Origin of the sequence: Mesorhizobium sp. M0029, from assembly GCF_040323735.1 — a bacterium.
In the GTDB taxonomy this organism is placed as follows: domain Bacteria; phylum Pseudomonadota; class Alphaproteobacteria; order Rhizobiales; family Rhizobiaceae; genus Mesorhizobium.
The window spans coordinates 1-20,092 of record NZ_JAMYVF010000007.1; the positions used below are offsets into that span (position 1 = coordinate 1).

Consider the following 20,092-nt stretch of genomic DNA (forward strand, 5'->3'; position numbering starts at 1 on the left):
TGTATTGCGTCATGTGGCGGCGGGCCGGGGTCGAACTCAAAATATTCGCAACCCCCGTCAAGCTGCTCCCGGCCGGCGTCTACACCGGCGGCGTGTTGAAACAGGCGCGCGGCAAGCCGGAGCCCGGCGACACGATTTCGAGCTATGCGTTGCGCCAGGCGGCGTTCTCGCGCGACATCTGCGTCGAGGCGGTCCGCGGTGCCTTGGACGGAAAGTTGGCCACGATCAAGCCGGACCTGCCCTCGAAACAATGGTACCACCCGACGATCTGGTTCTATCTCTGGACCGGTGTGCGCCGGGGTGTGTGGTAAGGCACTGTCAATCTGACGGCTTGTATGCTATTGTCATACAGAAAGCGAGTTTGCCGATGTCAAATATGGCCCCCCTCAGTGTCCGCGTCACCTCTGATGAACGTGACATTCTTGAAGCCGCCGCCAGTCAGGCAAACACCAATCTCAGCGACTTTGTCAGGCGCAAGGCGGTCGAAGCCGCCGAAATGGAGGTACTGGACGGACGTATCGTGACGATTCCGGCCGCCGATTGGGAAAAGTTCGAGGCGTGGGCGAAGTCTCCCGCGAAAACCCGTCCCGGGCTGCGGAGGCTCGCTGCCTCACGACCTGTATGGCAGGACTAACGCCTCCCCGGCCTCTTGCGGCGGATGACGACAGAGAGGCCTTCGATTGCGGTCGCGAGTCGCTCAACAACTGGCTTCGCCGCCATGCCTGGCGCAATCAACAGGATGGGACCTCGCGCACCAGCATCATTTGTGATCTCGCGACCGGGGCTATCGCCGCCTATGTCACCTTAAGCACGGGTCAAATCGAGCGCGCCCATCTGCCAAAATCGGCGCAACGCAACCGCCCCGATCCCGTTCCAGTTATCTTGCTCGGCCAGCTTGCCGTGGACCGGCGGTATCAAGGTCATGGCTGTGGACGTTCGCTTCTCCTTTTCGCCTTGAGAACAGCGGTGCGGTTCTCAAGGGAAATAGGCTGCTTCGGTGTCCTGACGCATCCGCTCGATGATGCTGTAAGAGGCTTCTATCTCGCCTTCGACTTTGAAGATCTCCCATTCGACCCAAAACGCAGCATGATTGTTCGGATCGCGGATTTGAAACAAAACGGCTTCGAGGACGAATGACGACGCTGTTGGAAAGCGGCGATGTTCACCCTGCCAGGCGGTTTGTACGCACCCTCTTACCCTCGCCTCAGGCCATCTCAGCCCGTAACAAAGTCAAAGATTCTCGCCTTTCTTTTTGCGACTTCCAATAGCGTCGCTTTTGAATGCGCGCGCGTCGTCCCACAACAAGCAGCCCCACTGCGCATCCGGCAATGCTCGCACCTGCTGGACAAAGTGGTGGAGCGTCGTTTCCCTCATGGACGCACGGCGCTCTACAGGGAGTGAGAGAATTCATGGCCGATCTGATCGTCGTCTATTGGCGCGACATCCCCGCCCAGGTCATCGTCAAGAAGGGCCGGCAGAACGCCAAGCGCGAACTGCCGCTGCGCTTCACCGAGGCGATCGATATGTGCGCCATGCGCACCGGCGCCGGCGGCACCGACGATTACCTCGCCGAATGGCGCAAGGCCGATCCGATCCCGGTCGGCGACGACCTCGAAGCCGAGGTCGAGAAGGCATTCAGCGACATCGACGCGAAATACGACCGCGAGCGGCTGGTCGCTCTAGTCAAGGCAGGCGGGAAAGAAAATGTCTGAAACCACTCCTGCCAAAGAGGGGCCAAGGGTTACCCAGCCGGTTACCCAGGCCACTCAGGTCAAGAAAGCAGCGCCGAAATCCGACTACAAGCCGGCCGACGTATCGCCGCAGCGGCGCGTGCAGCGCTCGTTTGCGATCAGGCTGTGGTCGATCCGCCATTCGCGATTGCTCGAATGGTTCTACTCCAGATTCGCAGACATGTTCCTGCTGCTCCATCCGCTGTGGAAAGGCCTTGGCTACGGCCGCGTCGAAGCGCCGATCAAGTTCGTTGAAAAACGCGTAAAAGGCTTCATGTTCGACTGCCGCATGTGCGGTCAGTGCATATTGTCCTCGACCGGCATGTCGTGCCCGATGAACTGCCCCAAACAGCTGCGCAACGGCCCGTGTGGCGGCGTGCGCGCCAACGGCAATTGCGAGGTCGAGCCCGACATGCCTTGCGTCTGGGTCAAGGCCTGGGAAGGTTCGCGGAACATGGAGCATGGCGACAGGATCCTGACCGTTCAGAAGCCCGTAGACCAGTCGCTGCGCGAAACCTCGGCCTGGCTGCGGGTGACGGCGCAGTCGGCAGCGGCCCGTGAAGCCGCTGCCAAAGCCAACACTGGAGCGGCCGCGTGATCGGCCGCCAGCGCGACGAAAACCCGGCCGGCATCCATCTGCCGCTCGATCCCCTGCCCGGCCACTCCTCACGTGGCCGACTGGAGCGTGTGCTGCGGCGCGGCGAATTCGCGGTTACCACCGAGCTCAACCCGCCCGACAGCGCCGATCCCGAAGACGTCTATAACCGCGCGAAAATCTTCGACGGCTGGGTCGACGCCATCAATGCCGTCGATGCCTCCGGCGCCAACTGCCACATGTCGTCGGTCGGCATCTGCGCGCTTTTGACCCGCATGGGTTACGCGCCGATCATGCAGATCGCCTGCCGCGACAGGAACCGCATCGCCATCCAGGGCGACGTGCTGGGCGGTGCCGCCATGGGCGTCGCCAACATGCTGTGCCTCACCGGCGACGGCGTCCAGGCCGGCGACCAGCCCGGCGCCAAGCCTGTCTTCGACCTCGATTCCATGTCGTTGCTGGAAACCTGCCGCATTATGCGCGACAACGGCAAGTTCCTGTCCGGCCGCAAGTTGACGACGCCGCCGCAAATTTTCCTCGGCGCCGCCGTCAACCCCTTCGCGCCACCCTTCGATTTCCGCCCGATCCATCTCGGCAAAAAGATCGCCGCCGGCGCGCAGTTCGTGCAGACGCAGTATTGCTTCGACGTGCCGATGTTCAGAACCTTCATGCAGAGGGCGCGGGACTTGGGGCATACGGAAAAAGTTTTCATCCTGTGCGGCGTCGGCCCGCTGGCTTCGGCCAAGACGGCCAAATGGATCCGCTCCAACGTGCCGGGCATTCATATTCCCGACGCCATCATCAAGCGGCTGGAAGGCGCCCAGGACCAGAAGAAGGAAGGCAAGCAGCTCTGCACCGACATCATCAACGAGGTGAAGGAAATTCCTGGCGTCTCCGGCATCCATGTGATGGCGTACCGCCAGGAGGAATATGTCGCCGAGATCGTCGACGAATCGGGTGTGCTGAAAGGCCGCCAGCCATGGAAACGCGAGATCCGCCACGACGATCAGATGGTCGCCGACCGGCTCGAGAGCATACTGCACGACGACATTACCGAAACGCAGGTGGATATGGTGAAGACCGCGCACTGACAGCGCGGACGGCCAGCCATTCGCTTGAATGAAACCAGACAACGATATAAAGAAATCTTTATATCAGGCGGAGAGACTTCATGACCCGGACCATCGTCGCCTCGGCGACACGAGAGATCATCATCGGCTTCGACCAGCCTTTCTGCGTCATCGGCGAGCGCATCAACCCGACCGGCCGCAAGAAGCTGGCCGCCGAGATGATCGCCGGCAATTTCGAGACCGTCATCAAGGATGCGCTGGAACAGGCCGCCTGCGGCGCCACGATGCTCGACGTCAATGCCGGCGTCACCTCCGTTAATCCGAACGAAACCGAACCCGGCCTGCTGGTGCAGACGCTGGAGATCGTCCAGGGCCTGGTTGACCTGCCGCTGTCGATCGACTCGTCGGTGACCGCCGCCATCGAGGCAGCGCTCAAGGTCGCCAAGGGCCGGCCGCTGGTCAACTCCGTGACCGGCGAAGAGGAAAAGCTCGAAGCCATCCTGCCGCTGGTCAAGAAGTACAATGTTCCGGTCGTCGCGATCTCCAACGACGAGACCGGCATTTCGATGGACCCGGATGTGCGCTTCGCCGTCGCCAAGAAGATCGTGCAGCGCTGCGCCGATTTCGGCATTCCGGCGCATGACGTCGTCGTCGACCCGCTGGTGATGCCGATCGGCGCGCTGGGCGATGCCGGCCGCCAGGTGTTTGCGCTGCTGCGCCGTCTGCGCGAAGAGCTCAAGGTCAACACCACTTGCGGCCTGTCCAACATTTCGTTCGGCCTGCCGCATCGCCACGGCATCAACGCCGCCTTCATCCCGATGGTGATCGGCGCCGGCATGACCAGCGCTATCATGAACCCGGTTCGCCCGCAGGAAATGGAAGCCGTGCGCGGCGCCAATGTGCTCAACGGCACCGACGAGAACTGCACCAACTGGATCCGCACCTACAAGGATTACAAACCGGCCGAAGGCGGCCAGGCGGTCGCAGCGCCCACCGCGGTTAACGCTCCGGGCGAAGGCGGCGGCAATGGCGGTCGCCGGCGCGGCGGCCGTGAAGCCCGCATGGCCAGGGGATAAGCGCGAGACAGGGCAGCATTCTCTTGACGGATCAGGATCGCAAAAAGCTCGAAATGCCGGACTGGAAGATACCACTGACGGTGGGTTTTTGCAGCGTGTTCATGGTGTTGCCTGGAGCCTTCGCATTTGGCTACAAGAGCCGTGATTACCTCCGGTATTTCGATCTGTGCATTTACGCGACTTGCCTGATAATGGGTGCGCTGCTCGTTGTGCCGCTATGTCTCAGCGTAATTCCCATAAGGATATTGGACCGACAGAAATTGGAGAACTTCTCCATTTTTTGGCTGCGTTGGTATCCGTTGCCGCTCATAGCTTCCTTTCTGGCAAGCCTCGCATATGTGAAGTCTTTTCCTAGTGCCGGCTTGGTCGAGTAATGAAAATATGAATTCGCCTGCAAACATTACCGATCCGCTCGTGCTGTTCATGCCGTCAGGCAAGCGCGGGCGGTTTCCTGTCGGCACGCCGGTGCTCGATGCCGCGCGCCAGCTCGGCGTCTATGTCGAAAGCGTCTGCGGTGGCCGCGCCACCTGCGGGCGCTGCCAGATCGAGGTGCAGGAAGGCAATTTCGCCAAGCACAAGATCGTCTCCTCCAACGACCACATCTCGCCCAAGGGCGCCAAGGAAGAGCGCTATGAGCGCGTCCGCGGCCTGCCCGAGCGGCGCCGCCTGTCCTGCTCGGCGCAGATTCTCGGCGACCTCGTCATCGACGTGCCGCAGGACACGGTCATCAACGCCCAGACCATCCGCAAGGATGCCGACACGCGCGTCATCGCCCGCGATGCGGCGATCCGCATGTGCTATGTCGAGATCGAAGAGCCCGACATGCACAAGCCGCTGGGCGATCTCGACCGCCTCAAGATCGCCTTGATGAAGGATTGGGGCTTTAAAAACCTCGAATTCGATTTCTACCTGATGCCGCAGATGCAAGGCATACTGCGCAAGGGTAACTGGACCGCGACCGCGGCCATCCACAAGGATGCCGAAAGCGACATCGCCCGCGTCATAGCACTCTGGCCCGGCCTCAAGAACGAGGCCTATGGACTGGCCTGCGACATCGGCTCGACCACCATCGCCATGCATCTGGTGTCGTTGCTGTCGGGCCGCGTCGCCGCTTCGTCGGGCACCTCCAACCCGCAGATCCGCTTCGGCGAGGATCTGATGAGCCGCGTCTCCTATGTGATGATGAACCCGGACGGCCGCGAAGGCATGACGGTCGCCGTGCGCGAGGCGATCTCGGGCCTTGTCGACAAGGTCTGCGCGGAAGGCAATGTCCAGCGCAACGACATCCTGGATTCCGTCTTTGTCGGCAATCCGATCATGCACCATCTGTTCCTCGGCATCGATCCGACCGAACTCGGCGGCGCGCCCTTCGCACTCGCCGTCTCGGGCGCGGTGCGCATCAAAGCCTCCGATATCGGCCTGAAGCTCAACCAGGGCGCCCGCCTCTATATGCTGCCTTGCATTGCCGGCCATGTCGGCGCCGACGCCGCAGCCGTGACGCTGTCGGAAGGCCCGCACCGCCAGGACGAGATGATGCTGATCGTCGACGTCGGCACCAATGCCGAGATCGTGCTTGGCAACCGCAAGCGGGTGGTCGCAGCCTCCTCGCCCACCGGTCCCGCCTTCGAGGGCGCGGAAATCTCCGGCGGCCAGCGCGCTGCCCCCGGCGCCATCGAACGCGTGCGCATCGACCCCGATACGCTGGAGCCGAAATACCGCGTCATCGGCTCTGAACTCTGGTCCGACGATCCCAGCTTCCTCGACAGCGTGCAGGCGACCGGCGTCACCGGCATTTGCGGCTCCGGCATCATCGAGATCGTGGCCGAAATGTACCTCGCCGGCATCATCTCCGAGGATGGAGTGATCGACGGGTCGCTGGCCGAGCGGTCGCCGCGCGTCACGGTCAACGGCCGCACCTTCTCTTATGTCTTGAAGGAAGGCGAACCCAAGATCACCATCACCCAGACCGACGTGCGCGCCATCCAGCTTGCAAAGGCGGCGCTCTATGCCGGCACCAAGCTTCTGATGGAAAAGCAGAACACCGAACACGTCGACCGCATCCATTTCGCCGGCGCGTTCGGCTCGTTCATCGATCCGAAATACGCCATGGTGCTCGGCCTGATCCCGGATTGCGACCTCGACAAGGTCTCGGCCGTCGGCAACGCCGCCGGCGCCGGTGCGCGGATGGCGCTGCTCAATCGTGGCTATCGCCGCGAGATCGAGGACACGGTCAGCCACATCGAGAAGATCGAGACCGCTCTGGAGCCGAAATTCCAGGAGCATTTCGTCTACGCGATGGCGCTTCCCAACAAGGTCGATCCGTTCCCGAAACTGTCGGCGGCGGTGAAATTGCCGCCACGCAAGACCGTCAGCGAGGATGGCGTCGCCGGCGACGCCGCCCCGCGCCGGCGTTCGCGCGAAGGCCATGCCGCCAGGCGCAGCCGGGAATAAGCCGCCTTACGAAGGCCGCCAATTCGCCCAATTTCATTTGTATGCAAATGTTTCCAGATCGCACCGATCTGGAAACCGAAACGCTGTTTTGGCGCAATCCGTCCGATACAGACGTGAAGCATTTAACGGACATCGAATGGCGGACCGGACTATTCCGCCGCCACAACGCTCCAAAGGAGAATAGAGATGTTCGAGACCCTGGGCCGTTTTCGTGCGGCCATGAAGAATGCACAGGCCGTGCGCGCCATGAACAACCTGCCACCCGAAATCCAGAAGGACATCGGCTGGCCCGTGTCGCCGCGCATCGACGCCCAGACCAACCTGTCGCGTCTGATCCTGGGCTCGGGCCGCTGATGACCTTCGCCGACAAGTGCAAATTGCTGACCAAGCGCCGGGGCCGCCGCATGGTCCCGGCTGCGACCGACATCAAGCTGCGCGCCGCGCTGCTGCCCCGGCGCTGAGCCGCGCTGCGCAAAACAGCGGACCTGGCTGATCAAACAACCGTGTTGGCTTGGGCCAGAATCTTGACATTTCGGCTGGAGGTACGATCTTCGAGACAGTGGGGGAATTCTCTTAGTCGGCTGCGGCCGAGCTTGTGTACGCGAATGCCCAGTTTCAAAAGCCACCTCGTTTCCTTCATCCTCCGGCACAGCCGCAAGAAGGCATTTGCCAGCCCGGAAAACCTGCAGCGCTGGATCGCCTATGCCCGCAAGACCGAGGATCATCATCCCCCGGCATTGCTGCGGGAGCAGCTCGATATCACCGAGCGCAGCGTCGATGGCTTCCCTGTCTATGAAATCGCGCCGAAGGCCGGCGAACGCAGGCGCATCCTCTACATGCATGGCGGCGCCTATGTCTTCCAGATCACATCCTATCATTGGGGGTTGATCGCCGAGGTGGCCGAGCGCTTGGGTTTCGGCATCACCGTGCCGATCTATCCCATCGCGCCGGAGCATGATTTCCACGCCATGTTCGGCATGGTCGGCGACGTCTACCGGCAGATGCTGGATGAGACCGACGCTGAAGACATCGTCTTCATGGGCGATTCCGCGGGCGGCAACATGGCCGTCGTGCTGACCATGATGGCGGCTGAGGAAGGCCTGCCCTTGCCGTCGCGCCACGTGCTGATTTCACCCGGCCTCGACATGTCGCTGTCCAACCCCGAAATGTTCGAGGCGGAACGCAACGATCCGTGGCTCGGCATTTCCGGCGGGCTGGAAGCGATCCGCATGTACAGTGCCGGCATCGATCGCAGCGACTGGCATATCAGTCCGCTCTATGGCGACCTCTCGGTGCTGCCGCAGACCCTGCTTCTGACCGGCTCGCACGACCTGCTCAGCCCCGACAATCTGATCTTCGCCAAAAAGGCACGCGCTGCCGGCGTCGATATCGACGTCGTCTATGAGGAAGGCATGTTCCACGTCTGGCCGCTGATCGAGATGCCGGAGGCGCGTCGCGCCAGGGACAGCATCGTCGCCTTCCTTGAAGGTGAGCCCACCAAGCGGCGCGCAACTGCGCGGCGCACGGCGCGACCCGCTCTCGCGGCGCGCCCCGCCCAAGCAGCGGAATAGCAGAGCAATTCCAGGAAAAGTGTAAAACGGTTTTCCCGGGAAAGCGTGTAGCGCTTTCCCTTGGGAATTGAGTCAAAACAAGGAGTTAGAGCGGCTCGCCGTTTCCGTGAAACGGTGAACCGCTCTAGAACTTGCCGGTTTCGCGGAAAAGCTCGAACGTCGCACGGATATGGTCGGCGACGGCCTTGACCGGCGCGCTGGCGTCCGGCGACACCACCATCGCCAGATTGTAGGTGCCGATATCGGGCATGCCGTCCTTCGGGCAAAGCTCGACCATGTCGTTGCCCAGGAACGACTTCGGCAACGGTGCAACCGCGAGATCCGACATGATGGCGGCGCGCTGGCCTGCCGTGTGGGCGCTCATATAGGCGATGCGGTAATTGCGGCCTTCACGGCTCAGCGCATCGAGCGCGCCGGCCCGCCAGGCGCAGCCCTCTTCCCACAGCGACACCGGCAAAGGCTCGCGCAGATGCGCGCTGCCGCCCTTGGCGCCGGCCCAGACGATCGGCTCGGTGAGCAGCACCTCGGCGCCGAGTGCGCTGGTCTTGTAGGAATTGGTCAGCAGCGTGATGTCGAGCGCCCGGTCGTCCATGCGGCGGCGCAGATTGCTGCTCTGGTCGATGGTGACGTCGACGGCAATCGACGGATGCGACTGCGCGAAACGCTTCAGCACATGCGGCAACACGCGCTCGCCATAGTCGTCCGGCGAGCCGAGCCGCACCACGCCGACGATCTCAGGGATGATGAACTTCGACACCACCTCGCGGTTGATCGACAACAGCCGGCGGGCATAACCGAGCAGCATCTCGCCATCCGTGGTCAGCGTCACCGAGCGCGCATCCCGCGCGAAGACAGAGCGCCCGAGAATGTCCTCGAGCTTTTTGATCTGCATGGAGACCGCCGACGGGGTGCGGAACACCGCATTGGCCGCCGTGGTGAAACTGCCGGTCTCGGCAATGGCCACGAAGGTGCGCAAAACGTCGAGATCGAGCAGCGGCAGCGGATGATTGAGTGGGGCATTCATCGGGATCGACCTTCAATTTTTCTGATGTGAAGCATCATTCCATTTCGTTTGATTGAACATCAGATTGGGAGGATAGTCAACTCCATCGAAGGCAGGACGTGCCATGGCCCCAACGCTCCTGACACGGAATTGCACTCGATGCGGAATATCCAGGCGACGGAACGCGTTCATGCGGGACGTGCCACAACCAAAGGAGAATGAAATGTCTATCCTGTCATCCATCGGTCGGCTTGCGATCGAATTCAGCGCGGCCCGCGCTCGCTTCCAGACCGAACGTGCGATCCGCTCGCTGCCGATCGAACTGCAGAAGGATATCGGCTGGCCTGAAGCTGCCGACACCAAGACCGGTGCACGCCGCGGCGTCGGATCCTGGGCTGGAGCAAAGTAAACCATTGTGTACCATGCGCTGAAGGCCTGCCGCGCAGACCAGCCCGGCAGGCCTTCTCTATTTTGCCCCGCAGGCTTTCTCCAACTTATTTGCATTCAAATGATTTTCAGAGCCATGTCGCCGCTGCATGGCGTATATGCGTCACTTGCATGGCGCCTCAATGTCGCCGGTAACACGCTGTAAGTAATCGTAAATTTTGGGCACCATGCCCAATAATGTCGCAAACGATGTCGCATTTCCATTCAAGCGCTTCGCATTTGCGATTTAGTTTCTGCTCACGCAGGCCTATATCGACGCCAGCAAACGAGCTGCCCCACTCCATCAAGCGAAGGCGACCCGTCTGAGCAACCGATAGGAGATGATGATGAAGCTTTTTGCCCGCCTCTTTGCCCGCCGCGAAATGAACCTGACGACCGCTCTCGAGCGCCAGCGCCTTGCCAATACCATGCCCGGCCAGACCGGTGCCATGAATGCGGTGCGCCTCGGTTTCGTTGCCTGAGATAACGGCTAGCGCTCAGCGCTTCCCTGCCGCTGCCGATAGTCGATAACAGCGCCGCTTCGGCTTGACCGAAGCGGCGTTTCTCATTTTTGGCACCTATGCCGCCGCCACCATGCCCAATCCGTCGGCAGCCCGTGCCTGTCATCCCGGACGATTGCTCATTTGCGACCCATGTCGCAAATATAGTTTCCGCTTAGCCCCCTAGCCGATTGACAGGAATGGTTTTTCCTGATGTCGCTGTGCTGTTCGCGACATCCTGTTCGCGCCATGGCCGCGTGAGGTTCCCTTGAACGCCGTAAAGCATCCGATCAAGCGATCGTTTGTATTCTTCCTTGTCCCGGACTTCACCATGATCGCCTTTGCGACGGCGCTCGACCCGCTGCGCTCGGCCAACCGCATGCTCGGCTATGAGGCCTATCGCTGGCGCCTCGCCAGCATCGACGGCAAGCCGGTGCGCGCCTCCAACGGCGTCGAATGCGCCGTCAACACCTCGCTCGAGGAAGAGCGCAAGAAAATGGCCGGGCCGGATCGGCCGAACATGGCCATCGTCTGCAGCGGCATGAATGTCGAGCGCTACCAGAATAGGTCGGCCTTCGCCTGGCTGCGCGAGGAATACAACAGAGGCGTCGCCGTCGGCGGCCTGTGCACCGGCGCGCATATCCTTGCCGCCGCCGGCCTGCTCTCCAACAAGCGCTGCGCCATCCATTGGGAAAACCTGCCGGGCTTTTCCGAGGCCTTTCCCAAGGCCAACGTCTTTGCCGACCTCTTCGAGATCGACCAGAACATCTACACCTGCGCCGGCGGCACCGCCGCCCTCGACATGATGCTCAAGCTGATCGGCGACGATTTCGACGACAATCTGGTCAACCGCGTGTGCGAGCAGGTGCTGACCGACCGCGTGCGCAGCCCCACCGACCGCCAGCGCCTGCCGCTGCGCGCCCGCCTCGGCGTGCAGAATTCCAAGGTGCTGACCATCATCGAACTGATGGAAGGCAATCTCTCCGAACCGCTGTCGCTGATCGAGATCGCCGACCATGTCGACCTGTCGCGCCGCCAGATCGAGCGCCTGTTCCGCACCGAGATGGGCAGATCCCCTGCCCGCTACTACTTGGAAATCCGCCTCGACCGCGCCCGGCACCTGCTGATCCAGTCCTCGATGCCGGTGGTCGAGGTAGCGGTCGCCTGCGGCTTCGTCTCGGCGTCGCATTTCTCCAAATGCTACCGCGAACTCTATGCCCGCTCGCCGCAGCAGGAGCGCGTCGACCGCAAGCAATTGCTGGCGGCCTGATCCGAAAACGCACTCAGGCTTCGGCGGGCTGCGCCTGTACTGTGCGCATCGCCTCGACGCGGATATCCTCGGTCAGCCGCGCCTTGAGCGCCGAGAACTCCCGGCTGGTCTTCAGCGTATAGTGACGCGGATGCGGCAGGTCGATGGCGACATCCGACTTGATGCGGCCTGGCCGCGCGCTCATCACGATCACCCGCGAAGCCATGAAGATCGCCTCCTCGATGTCGTGGGTGACGAACAGCACTGTCTTCTTGCGCCGCTCCCAGATGCCGAGCAGCAGTTCCTGCATCAGTCCGCGCGTCTGGTTGTCGAGCGCACCGAACGGCTCGTCCAGCAACAGGATTTCGGGGTCGTTGGCCAGCGCCCGGGCGATCGCCGTGCGCTGCTGCATGCCGCCGGACAGCTGCTTTGGCCAATGGTTCTCGAAGCCCTTGAGCCCGACGAGGTCGACATAGGAAGCGACGATCCCGTCTCGCTCCTTTTCGGCCATGCCACGTTCGCGCAGGCCGAAGGCGATATTCTGCGCCACCGTTAGCCACGGAAACAGCGTGTAGGACTGGAACACCATGCCGCGATCCGGTCCCGGCCGCGTCACCGCCTTGCCGTCGAGCAGCACACGGCCTTCGCTCGGCGCTTCCAGGCCGGCAACGATCCTGAGCAGCGTCGACTTCCCGCAGCCGGACGGCCCCAGAATGGTGATGAAGTCGTTGGCCGCGACCGCAAGGTCGACCGGCATCAGCGCCTTGACCGGCTGCCCGCCGCGCACGCCGGCGAAGGTTCGCGAGACGCCTTCGATAAGCAACTTGCTCATGCCAGGCTCCAGGGAAAGAGCCAGCGATTGAACGCCTTGAAGGCGAAGTCGGACAACAGTCCGATCAGCCCGATGACGATGATGCCGAAGATGATCTGCCCTGTCGCCAGCCGCGACTGGCTGTTGATGATCATGTAGCCGATGCCTGAGGACGAACCGATCAGCTCGGCGACGATGACATAGGTCCAAGCCCAGCCGAGCACCAGCCGCAGCGTCTCGGCAATCTCGGGCGCATTGGCCGGCATGATGACCCGTTTGACGATGCCATTGTTGGTCGAGCCCAGCGTATAGGCCGCCTCGACCAGGTCGCGCCGCGTCGAGCCGACCTTGACCGCGACGATCAGGATGATCTGGAACACCGAGCCGACGAAGATGACCAGCAGCTTTTCCAGCTCGCCAATGCCGGCCCACAGGATGAGCAGCGGAATGAAGGCCGAAGCCGGGAGGTAGCGGGCGAAGGAGACGAACGGTTCCAGAAACGCCTCTATTGGCTTCCAGGCGCCCATGGCGATGCCGATCGGCACGGCGACGATCGACGCCAGCAGGAACCCGCCGAAGACCCGCCAGATGGTGATCAATATGTCGAGCCAGAAGCGATCCTCGACCAGCAGCCGCCAGCCATCCCGCAGCATTGACAGCGGATCGGCGAGGAAGATGCGGTTGACGTGGCCGCCAAGCGTGATCCACGCCCAGAAGGCGACGAACAGCACGAAGAAGGAAATGCCAAGCACGGTTCGAATGCCCGGCGACACCGGATGCAAGGGGCGCATCTTCAGATCGTCCGCATCGTCAGATCGTCCCCATGCTCAGTCGCGTTGCCCGGTAGAAAGCGGCGGCGCGCTGGCACCGCCGCATGATGGTCAAAGGCAGGACTATCAGTTCGCCACCGCGCTGGTATCGGCAAGCGCTGCAACATCTGGCGCTTCCTTGATCAACCCCATCTGCAGCAGAAGCTCGCCGGCGGTCTTGGAAAAGTCCTGGAATTCCTTGGTGAAGAACTGCTTGTTCTCCGCCTTGTCGGCCCATTTCAGGTATTTCGCCGAATCCTCGAATTCTTTCGCAGACTGCTTCACGTCGGCGCCCATGATCTCGTAGGATCTCTGCGGATCGCTCTTGATCAGCTCGAGCGCTTCGAAATAGCTGTCGGCCAGCGCCTTGGCGGCGTCGGGATTGGCGGTGAGGAATTCAGGCGTGCAGCCGACCGTGTCGAGCACCATCGGGTAGTCGAGCGTGGTCGCCAATATGTGGCCCTGATCGGACTTGTCGCGCACCGCCGAGATGAACGGCTCATAGGTGACCGCCGCATCGTTCTGGCCGGCGAGGAAGGCTTGCGCCGCCGCATCCGGTTCCAGGTTGACGACGGTCACATCCTTGGTCGACAGGCCGTTCTTGTTCAGCACCCAGGCCAGCATGAAATAGGGCGACGTGCCCGGCGCCGAGGACGCGACATTCTTGCCCTTGAGGTCGGCGACGGTCTTGATGTCGTTGCGCACGACAATGCCGTCGGCGCCATAGGATTTGTCGAGCTGGAAGATCTGCTTGGTGGTGACGCCGCTGGCGTTCCACACCAGCCAGGTCTCGACCGTGGTGGCGGCGCATTGCAGATCGCCGCTGGCGATGGCGAGCGGCCGGCTGGCCTGCGGCACCTTCTTCAGGGTCACGTCGAGGCCATGCTTCTCGAAGATGCCGGCCTGCTTGGCGAGCGTCAGCGGCGCAAAGCCGGTCCATCCGCTGATGCCGATGGTGACCGATGTGGCAGCCTCGGCCGGCACGGATATTGCAGCCGCAAGCGCCAATACCGCGGCAGCGACGATGGTCTTGTTCATGTCGGTTCCCCTTGTTTTTTCGGATGCCGAATTGTGTCACAGACGCCCATGGGCTTGTCAATGAAACCGGCCCTTCACGGCAGCGTGATGATGCGAACGCTAACGCGCATCGAACATCCAGCTGCGGTCGCGCCACATCTTTTCGCCGACCTGGCAGTCGGTCGGCCGGTCCTGCGCCAGCACCACCGGCGGATGCCCGGCCTCCTCGCGCGCCCGTTGCGGCGAAGCGGCGCCGGCCAGCTCCAGCACCAGCTTGCGGCGGATGGCTTCGGGAAACTGCGTCCAGTCATTGACCGGGATCATGAAGGATCCGGGACCGCCGATGACGCAGTCGCTGTAGTAGCGGTCGAGATTGTTGACGTCATAGGCGCCGCCGAACCCGCCGCGCGTCATCAGCGGCAGGCCGTTGATGATGATGCCTTGCTTGACCACCGCGTCGCGGGTGATGTCGACGGGCGCGCCCTGGTTGTTGGGCCCGTCGCCGGAAATATCGATGACGCGCTTTGTCCCCTGAAAACCGCTTTCGGCGAACAGATCGCTGCCGAATTCCAGCGCGCCGGAAATCGAGGTGCGCCGGGCGCTGGCCGGCGGATGGGCGGAAAGCTGCGCGGCCACCCGCTCGGCATCGGCCCGGCTGGCGATCACCGTCCACGGCACGACGACCTGCTGCGTGGTCGCTCCCGCCCATTCGACATAGGTGACGGCGACCTTGCCGTAGGCGCCATCGGCGATGGCCTGCAGAACATTGTCGTGCGTCAGCGCAGCAGCATAGCCGTGACGCTGGATTTCAAGTTCGCCCGGCGACATCGACAGCGACACGTCGACGGCCAGCACCAGCTCGACGTCGACCGGCTCGGCGGCTTGAACCGGCGGCACCAGCCAGAGCCCCAGCGCCAGCGCGGCGCTGCCTGAAAACAAATGTCGTGCGCAAGAAAATGCAGACATGCCCGAAGGTAAGCGAAAATCGGCTGCTGACAAAGCGAAAAGCCCGGCGAGGTGCCGGGCTTTTCGATGTGTTGGTTGGAACCTATGACGCTCAACTCCTCGGCTTCAAATTCTCTGGATCGTAGAGCGGCTTGTAACCAACCGCCGCCACCTCGACCGGGTAGGTCTCGCCGAAATATTCGATGGCGAACTTGCGGCCCTCCTGGGCATGGGCCCAGGGCAGATAGGCGAGGCCGATGTTCTTGCCGATGGTCGGGCCATAGGCCATCGACGTGGTGAAGGAGCGGCGGCCGAGTTCGTCGACCAGCGTCTCGCCGGTCTTCGGATCCATCACCGGCATGGTGCCGACGGGATAGCGGGCAACACCCTTCGAATCGACGTTTTCCGTCATCACCAGTGTGCACAGGATCGCCGGCTGGTGCTCGCGGGCGCGGTATTCGACATGTTTGGCCTTGCCGCAGAAATCGTTCTCCTTGACCTTCGGTCGGGCAAGGTCGGCCTCAAGCAGATTATACTCGGTCAGAAGGTCGGCGTTCTGCAGGCGCAGGCTCTTTTCCATGCGCCGCGTGTTGGCATAGGTCTCGACGCCGAACGGCATGACGCCGGTCGAGCGCAGCGCGTCCCAAACGGCCAGGCCGTCCTCGTAGCGCATGTGCAGTTCCCAGCCCTGCTCGCCGACATAGGAGATGCGGAAGGCGGTGACGTCCTTGCCGCCGATCCTGACCGGCTTGATCGCCGCGAAGGGGAAGTTCTCCAGCGAGAGACCATCCGGATTTTCGACCACTTTCCGCAGTGTCGCCCGCGCATTCGGTCCCCAGATGCCGATGGTGACATATTTTTCCGTCACGTCGGTGATGGTGACGTCAAAGCCTTTATCCTGCGCGGTGCGCTGCATGTAGCGGAAGTCGCGCGGGCCGGCGTCGGCGCCGTCGATCAGCCGGCAGCGGTCGGCCATGCGGATGACGGTGAAGTCGGCGCGCACCATGCCTTCCTCGTCGAGAAAGTGGGTGTAGATACCCTTGCCGATATTGTTGTCGCCACCAATCTTGGCCGCGCACAGCCACTCCAGCAGCGCGACATGGTCCGGCCCTTCGATGTCGTACATCGAGAAATGCGAGAGGTTGACGATGCCGCAATCCTCGCTCATCGCCAGGTGCTCGGCATTGGACACCCGCCAGAAATGGCGATTGTCCCATTCGTTCTCACGTATGGGAACCCGGTTGCCATACTTCTCCAGCAGATGCTCGTTGGCGGCATAGCCATGCGCGCGCTCCCAGCCGCCCAGCTCCATGAAGTAGCCGCCAAGCTCCTTCTCGCGCTCCCAGAACGGCGAGCGGCGGATGTTGCGGCCTTTGGAGAACGGCTCGCGCGGATGCACCGCTGGATTGTAGACCTTCATCGCCGTCTCGGTGCAGCGATCCCAGATGAACTGCTCTTTCGTCTGGTGCGGATAGAAGCGCGCATAGTCGATGGCGTGATGGTCGATTTCCGTGCGGCCGTCCGTCATCCAGTCGGCGATCAGCTTGCCCATGCCGGGGCCGTCCTTGACCCAGATGGCGACGGCGTACCAGAGGCCCCTCACCTTCTGGCTCTCGCCCATGGACGGGCCGCCATCGGCGGTCACCTGCAACAGGCCGTTGAAGGAATGGCTTTCATTGTAGCCGAGTTCGCCCAGGATCGGCGTCAGTTCCATGGCGCGCTCAAGCGGCGCCAGGATCTGCTCCATGTCGAGATCGCGCTGCGACGGCGACAGCCGCGCCTGATCCTTTTCCAGCAAATCGCGCGGATGGCAAAGACGCGGATTGGTCTCTTCGTAGTAACCCCATTCGATCTGGCCGCCCTCGGCAGTCTTGGGATCGCCGGTGTCGCGCATATAGGCCGAATTGCCTTGGTCGCGCAGCAGCGGCCAGCCGATCTCCTTGCCGGTGCCGGCGAACTCGTTGTAAGGCCCGAAGAAAGTCAGCGGATGGTCGATCGGCATGACCGGCAGGTCTTCGCCGACCATTTCGGCGATCAGCCGGCCCCAGATGCCGGCGCAGACGATGACATAGTCGGCCATGATCGTGCCGCGGTCGGTGACGACGCCCTTGATGCGGCCTTCCTCGACAATGAGGGATTTGGCCGGCGTGTTGGCGAACGACTTCAACTTGCCGGACGCTTCCGCCTGGTCGACCAGCTTGCCGGCGACGGTCTGCGAGCGCGGGATGACCAGGCCGGCATCGGGATCCCAAAGGCCACCCTGCACCATGGACTCTTCGATCAGCGGGAATTTTTCCTTGATCTCGGCCGGTTCGATCAGCCGGGCGCGGGTGCCGAAGGATTTGGCCGAGGCGATCTTGCGCTTGATCTCGTCCATGCGGCTGTCGTCGCCGACGCGCGCCACTTCGAGGCCGCCGATGCGGGCATAATGGCCCATCTTTTCGTAGAAATCGATCGAGTAGAGCGTCGTCCAGCACGACAGGAAATCATGGCTGGTGGTGTAGCAGAAGTCCGAGGCATGCGCCGTCGAGCCGATGTCGGTCGGGATGCCCGATTTGTCGATGCCGACAATGTCGGTCCAGCCGCGTTCGATCAGATGATGGGCGATCGACGCGCCGACAATGCCACCCAGGCCGACGATGACGACCTTCGCCTGTTTCGGAAACTCTGCCATTGCCGCGACTCCAAGGGGATAAAGCGGGCGTGTCCGCGCCCGTTCGAATGGCGCACAATATGCAGAGGACGTGGATGGAGCTACCGCCTGTTTGCGACACGTCGCGGATGCGACGCGACCCGGCGCGCCGGCGTGCCGCCAGTGGCGATCTATCTCAGGCGAAGGCCCAGATGTCCTCGGCCTGGAAGCCGACCTGGTAGCCTGATGTCTTGAGCTTGACCACTACCTCGCCGATTTCGGCCGCCGGCAGCGCGCCGACCTCGACCTTGATCATGCCCGGACGATAGCGCTTGAGATCGAGCTGTTCGAAGACGATCCAGTCGGCGCCCTCGCAATCGACCAGGAAGGCGTCGATATGCGTGATGCCGTTGCGGTCGAGCAGCGTCTGCAGCGTTTCCGACGGCACCTCGATATCCCTGAGGTGCGGCGCGAACTTGTTGAAATTGGCGTCGGCCTCGCCCCAGGCATTCTTGCCCGACATCAGATTGGTGTGGGTGACCGATGAGCAGCCGATGAACTCGACCGGCAGCGTGCCGGCCTCGAGTGCCGCGGCATCGAAAGTGTGGACGGTGATCGTGCCCTTGGTTTTGGTCACCGCGACCGGCTCGATGACGAACCGTTCCGTATCGGGATAGTTGGCGCGCAGCCGCTTCTGATTGTACGGGATCGGCTCGACCAGCACGGCCTTTGCGCGCGGGATGCGATGCAGCCACGGCGTGACGTCGTCGAACAGCGCGCCGTCGCAAGCGCCGACATTGACCATCTGGAACGGTTGCCAACCGCCAAACCGCGCCTTCAGCGCCGCCTTGGCCAGGAATTTCGTGCCACGCAACGCCGGCCCGCGATCGAGCAGACCGGCCGGCAGGCCGAGTGAAAGGGCGATGCGCGCCAGCCCGGAAATGGAACTCATGGCTTATCTCCAGGTATGGCGATGGGCCGCCTTCCATTCAGGCTTGCCGACGCCCACAGCGCCATGATCGGGCCGACGAGCAAAAGGTAGGGCGGCAGAAGGTTCGGGAAGTAGATGCGGGTGTCGTGGATCGGAAAGACGGTGAATTTCGCCAGCACGCCAAGCACCAGTGCTGCAAGCAGAATGCCGGCGCGACGATCGAGCCGGAAGCCGGCGCGGCCGAGCGCAAACCACCCGGCCAGCGCCAGAACCGAGACGCCGACCCAACTGTTGAGGCTGATGGCGCGAATGAAGGATGCGGCGAACGCCTTGAGATAGGCGCCAACCGAGAACGGCGGCTCGAAGCCATCCATATTGTAGTGCTGCTCGATGCTGGAGAACCACAGATGCGGCCACCAGCCGGGATGCTGCGCCCAATGCGAAATCGCGAAATAAGCGACGAAGGACGCGGCAAAGCCGGCCAGCGCGCCCCACGCCCGCTGCCGGAAGACCAGCAGCAGCACGGCGAAGATGGGCAGAAAAACAATATTGTCCGGCCGCGCCATGAAGGCCAGGAAAAGCAGGACAGCGGTCGCTGCCTCGCGGCCGCGCACATAGGCAAGCAGCCCGCCGAGGAACAGCGCCGAGCACAACAGATCCGGGGTCGAGGCGCGTGCCGCGTCGCCGAAATCGGCCATGATCAGCACCGCGCCGGCCACCGGCGCCAGCGCCAACGCGCCTTCGGTTCGCAGCCACAGCAGCGTGATCATCCCGAACAGCAGCACCGAGACCACCTGCAGCACCCGCATCGCCTCGACAGGCGACATCACCGAACTCATCGTCGAAAGAATCTCGGCGTAGAGGAACTTGATCCGGTACATGCCAAGCAGCGAGTGAAAGTCGGCGGCATTTTGCGCCATATGGCTGCGGAAACCGCCACCATCGTCGGTCAGCGTCTTGTAGTCGCCGGCCGACACGCCGGCCTGGACCGTGCTGTAGGCATAGTCATGCAATGCCTGCGCATCGGGATAAGCGCCCTCCTCGGCGATGGCGAGATAGGGCAGCATGTCCCAATTGGCGTCGGGCATCGTCAAGGCCATGAACGCCGTCAGCAGGATATAGAGCGAAAACGCGATCGCGCCGACCGGAGCCGCCCATCGCGCATAAGTCCCCTCGCCCCACGCGAGAGCGGCCGCAGTCAGCCGGTCGAGTGTGTTTTGCGGGGCGGGAGACTTGCTCAGCATTGTCGGACTCAGGACTTCGCTCAACGGACTTC

22 protein-coding genes are annotated in these 20,092 nt (G+C 62.5%); 14 read left to right on the plus strand and 8 right to left on the minus strand.

The genetic code is table 11. The annotated features are described in order from the left end of the window. From NKJ76_RS13745 to NKJ76_RS13795, 11 genes are all read left to right on the plus strand, one after another. A partial coding sequence (locus NKJ76_RS13745; RefSeq protein WP_502902304.1) for a PDZ domain-containing protein occupies positions 1-311 on the plus strand: 311 nt, incomplete at its 5' end. Positions 312-367: 56 nt separating this feature from the next. Continuing rightward, positions 368-634, plus strand: a complete 267-nt coding sequence (locus NKJ76_RS13750) for a type II toxin-antitoxin system TacA family antitoxin (protein ID WP_352537667.1) — start codon at positions 368-370, stop codon at positions 632-634. Next, complete coding sequence (locus NKJ76_RS13755; RefSeq protein ID WP_352537668.1) at positions 622-1,137, plus strand: GNAT family N-acetyltransferase; 516 nt, start codon at positions 622-624, stop codon at positions 1,135-1,137. Before NKJ76_RS13750 ends, NKJ76_RS13755 begins: the two co-directional genes overlap by 13 nt. A 272-nt stretch (positions 1,138-1,409) precedes the next feature. Further along, positions 1,410-1,712 (plus strand): virulence factor, encoded by a 303-nt coding sequence (locus NKJ76_RS13760; RefSeq protein ID WP_023670397.1) that lies wholly within the window; start codon positions 1,410-1,412, stop codon positions 1,710-1,712. Further along, complete coding sequence (locus tag NKJ76_RS13765) at positions 1,705-2,328, plus strand: methylenetetrahydrofolate reductase C-terminal domain-containing protein (RefSeq protein WP_023696447.1); 624 nt, start codon at positions 1,705-1,707, stop codon at positions 2,326-2,328. Before NKJ76_RS13760 ends, NKJ76_RS13765 begins: the two co-directional genes overlap by 8 nt. Continuing rightward, a complete protein-coding gene (locus NKJ76_RS13770; protein WP_023681780.1) occupies positions 2,325-3,416 on the plus strand; it encodes a methylenetetrahydrofolate reductase in 1,092 nt (363 codons plus the stop codon). Before NKJ76_RS13765 ends, NKJ76_RS13770 begins: the two co-directional genes overlap by 4 nt. A gap of 80 nt (positions 3,417-3,496) precedes the next feature. Beyond that, on the plus strand, positions 3,497-4,471 hold the full coding sequence (locus NKJ76_RS13775; RefSeq protein WP_023670394.1) for a methyltetrahydrofolate cobalamin methyltransferase: 975 nt from the start codon (positions 3,497-3,499) through the stop codon (positions 4,469-4,471). A 23-nt stretch (positions 4,472-4,494) separates the two neighbouring features. Next, entirely contained in the window at positions 4,495-4,845 is a 351-nt protein-coding gene (locus NKJ76_RS13780) for a hypothetical protein (RefSeq protein ID WP_352537669.1), read from the plus strand. Between the two features lie 7 nt (positions 4,846-4,852). Continuing rightward, complete coding sequence (locus tag NKJ76_RS13785; RefSeq protein ID WP_023805468.1) at positions 4,853-6,922, plus strand: ASKHA domain-containing protein; 2,070 nt, start codon at positions 4,853-4,855, stop codon at positions 6,920-6,922. A 186-nt stretch (positions 6,923-7,108) separates the two neighbouring features. Beyond that, the gene (locus NKJ76_RS13790) at positions 7,109-7,276 is read left to right on the plus strand and encodes a hypothetical protein (protein ID WP_196813564.1); all 168 of its coding nucleotides are present in this window, start codon (positions 7,109-7,111) and stop codon (positions 7,274-7,276) included. Positions 7,277-7,527: 251 nt separating this feature from the next. Then, entirely contained in the window at positions 7,528-8,493 is a 966-nt protein-coding gene (locus tag NKJ76_RS13795) for an alpha/beta hydrolase (RefSeq protein WP_352537670.1), read from the plus strand. A gap of 124 nt (positions 8,494-8,617) precedes the next feature. On the opposite strand, the gene NKJ76_RS13800 is transcribed toward NKJ76_RS13795, so the two are convergent. Continuing rightward, positions 8,618-9,517 carry a LysR substrate-binding domain-containing protein gene (locus tag NKJ76_RS13800; RefSeq protein ID WP_023670389.1) on the minus strand — a complete coding sequence of 300 codons (900 nt, stop codon included), beginning with the start codon at positions 9,515-9,517 and terminating at the stop codon, positions 8,618-8,620. 202 nt (positions 9,518-9,719) lie between these two features. Here NKJ76_RS13800 and NKJ76_RS13805 point away from each other — a divergent pair, with 202 nt between their 5' ends. From NKJ76_RS13805 to NKJ76_RS13815, 3 genes are all read left to right on the plus strand, one after another. Then, complete coding sequence (locus NKJ76_RS13805) at positions 9,720-9,905, plus strand: hypothetical protein (RefSeq protein ID WP_023670388.1); 186 nt, start codon at positions 9,720-9,722, stop codon at positions 9,903-9,905. Positions 9,906-10,269: 364 nt separating this feature from the next. Next, on the plus strand, positions 10,270-10,404 hold the full coding sequence (locus tag NKJ76_RS13810) for a hypothetical protein (RefSeq protein ID WP_023681787.1): 135 nt from the start codon (positions 10,270-10,272) through the stop codon (positions 10,402-10,404). A 349-nt stretch (positions 10,405-10,753) separates the two neighbouring features. After that, positions 10,754-11,692, plus strand: a complete 939-nt coding sequence (locus tag NKJ76_RS13815; protein ID WP_348524244.1) for a GlxA family transcriptional regulator — start codon at positions 10,754-10,756, stop codon at positions 11,690-11,692. Positions 11,693-11,705: 13 nt separating this feature from the next. Here the strand turns inward: NKJ76_RS13815 and NKJ76_RS13820 are convergent, their stop codons facing one another. The 7 genes from NKJ76_RS13820 to NKJ76_RS13850 all read right to left on the minus strand — a co-directional run bounded on the left by NKJ76_RS13820 (position 11,706) and on the right by NKJ76_RS13850 (position 20,060). Beyond that, on the minus strand, positions 11,706-12,503 hold the full coding sequence (locus NKJ76_RS13820) for an ABC transporter ATP-binding protein (RefSeq protein WP_023696446.1): 798 nt from the start codon (positions 12,501-12,503) through the stop codon (positions 11,706-11,708). After that, entirely contained in the window at positions 12,500-13,273 is a 774-nt protein-coding gene (locus NKJ76_RS13825; protein WP_023670383.1) for an ABC transporter permease, read from the minus strand. The genes NKJ76_RS13820 and NKJ76_RS13825 overlap by 4 nt, the downstream gene beginning before the upstream one ends. Positions 13,274-13,378: 105 nt before the next feature. After that, complete coding sequence (locus NKJ76_RS13830; RefSeq protein ID WP_023700334.1) at positions 13,379-14,329, minus strand: ABC transporter substrate-binding protein; 951 nt, start codon at positions 14,327-14,329, stop codon at positions 13,379-13,381. Between the two features lie 99 nt (positions 14,330-14,428). Beyond that, positions 14,429-15,274 (minus strand): DUF1194 domain-containing protein, encoded by an 846-nt coding sequence (locus tag NKJ76_RS13835; protein ID WP_352537671.1) that lies wholly within the window; start codon positions 15,272-15,274, stop codon positions 14,429-14,431. 91 nt (positions 15,275-15,365) lie between these two features. Then, positions 15,366-17,927, minus strand: a complete 2,562-nt coding sequence (locus NKJ76_RS13840; RefSeq protein WP_352537672.1) for a GcvT family protein — start codon at positions 17,925-17,927, stop codon at positions 15,366-15,368. A gap of 154 nt (positions 17,928-18,081) precedes the next feature. Then, positions 18,082-18,837: an FkbM family methyltransferase gene (locus tag NKJ76_RS13845; RefSeq protein WP_352537673.1), complete on the minus strand. Its 756-nt coding sequence runs from the start codon at positions 18,835-18,837 to the stop codon at positions 18,082-18,084. After that, on the minus strand, positions 18,834-20,060 hold the full coding sequence (locus NKJ76_RS13850) for a hypothetical protein (protein ID WP_352537674.1): 1,227 nt from the start codon (positions 20,058-20,060) through the stop codon (positions 18,834-18,836). The genes NKJ76_RS13845 and NKJ76_RS13850 overlap by 4 nt, the downstream gene beginning before the upstream one ends. Positions 20,061-20,092: the final 32 nt, after the last annotated feature.

Coding starts and splice junctions, on each gene's coding strand:
- NKJ76_RS13805 (WP_023670388.1), top strand. CDS start 9,720: ATGTCTATCCTGTCATCCATCGGTCGGCTTGCGATCGAATTCAGCGCG.
- NKJ76_RS13830 (WP_023700334.1), bottom strand. CDS start 14,329: ATGAACAAGACCATCGTCGCTGCCGCGGTATTGGCGCTTGCGGCTGCA.
- NKJ76_RS13765 (WP_023696447.1), top strand. CDS start 1,705: ATGTCTGAAACCACTCCTGCCAAAGAGGGGCCAAGGGTTACCCAGCCG.
- NKJ76_RS13800 (WP_023670389.1), bottom strand. CDS start 9,517: ATGAATGCCCCACTCAATCATCCGCTGCCGCTGCTCGATCTCGACGTT.
- NKJ76_RS13840 (WP_352537672.1), bottom strand. CDS start 17,927: ATGGCAGAGTTTCCGAAACAGGCGAAGGTCGTCATCGTCGGCCTGGGT.
- NKJ76_RS13825 (WP_023670383.1), bottom strand. CDS start 13,273: ATGCGCCCCTTGCATCCGGTGTCGCCGGGCATTCGAACCGTGCTTGGC.
- NKJ76_RS13755 (WP_352537668.1), top strand. CDS start 622: ATGGCAGGACTAACGCCTCCCCGGCCTCTTGCGGCGGATGACGACAGA.
- NKJ76_RS13820 (WP_023696446.1), bottom strand. CDS start 12,503: ATGAGCAAGTTGCTTATCGAAGGCGTCTCGCGAACCTTCGCCGGCGTG.
- NKJ76_RS13790 (WP_196813564.1), top strand. CDS start 7,109: ATGTTCGAGACCCTGGGCCGTTTTCGTGCGGCCATGAAGAATGCACAG.
- NKJ76_RS13750 (WP_352537667.1), top strand. CDS start 368: ATGTCAAATATGGCCCCCCTCAGTGTCCGCGTCACCTCTGATGAACGT.
- NKJ76_RS13775 (WP_023670394.1), top strand. CDS start 3,497: ATGACCCGGACCATCGTCGCCTCGGCGACACGAGAGATCATCATCGGC.
- NKJ76_RS13785 (WP_023805468.1), top strand. CDS start 4,853: ATGAATTCGCCTGCAAACATTACCGATCCGCTCGTGCTGTTCATGCCG.
- NKJ76_RS13760 (WP_023670397.1), top strand. CDS start 1,410: ATGGCCGATCTGATCGTCGTCTATTGGCGCGACATCCCCGCCCAGGTC.
- NKJ76_RS13850 (WP_352537674.1), bottom strand. CDS start 20,060: ATGCTGAGCAAGTCTCCCGCCCCGCAAAACACACTCGACCGGCTGACT.
- NKJ76_RS13810 (WP_023681787.1), top strand. CDS start 10,270: ATGAAGCTTTTTGCCCGCCTCTTTGCCCGCCGCGAAATGAACCTGACG.
- NKJ76_RS13815 (WP_348524244.1), top strand. CDS start 10,754: ATGATCGCCTTTGCGACGGCGCTCGACCCGCTGCGCTCGGCCAACCGC.
- NKJ76_RS13845 (WP_352537673.1), bottom strand. CDS start 18,837: ATGAGTTCCATTTCCGGGCTGGCGCGCATCGCCCTTTCACTCGGCCTG.
- NKJ76_RS13835 (WP_352537671.1), bottom strand. CDS start 15,274: ATGTCTGCATTTTCTTGCGCACGACATTTGTTTTCAGGCAGCGCCGCG.
- NKJ76_RS13795 (WP_352537670.1), top strand. CDS start 7,528: ATGCCCAGTTTCAAAAGCCACCTCGTTTCCTTCATCCTCCGGCACAGC.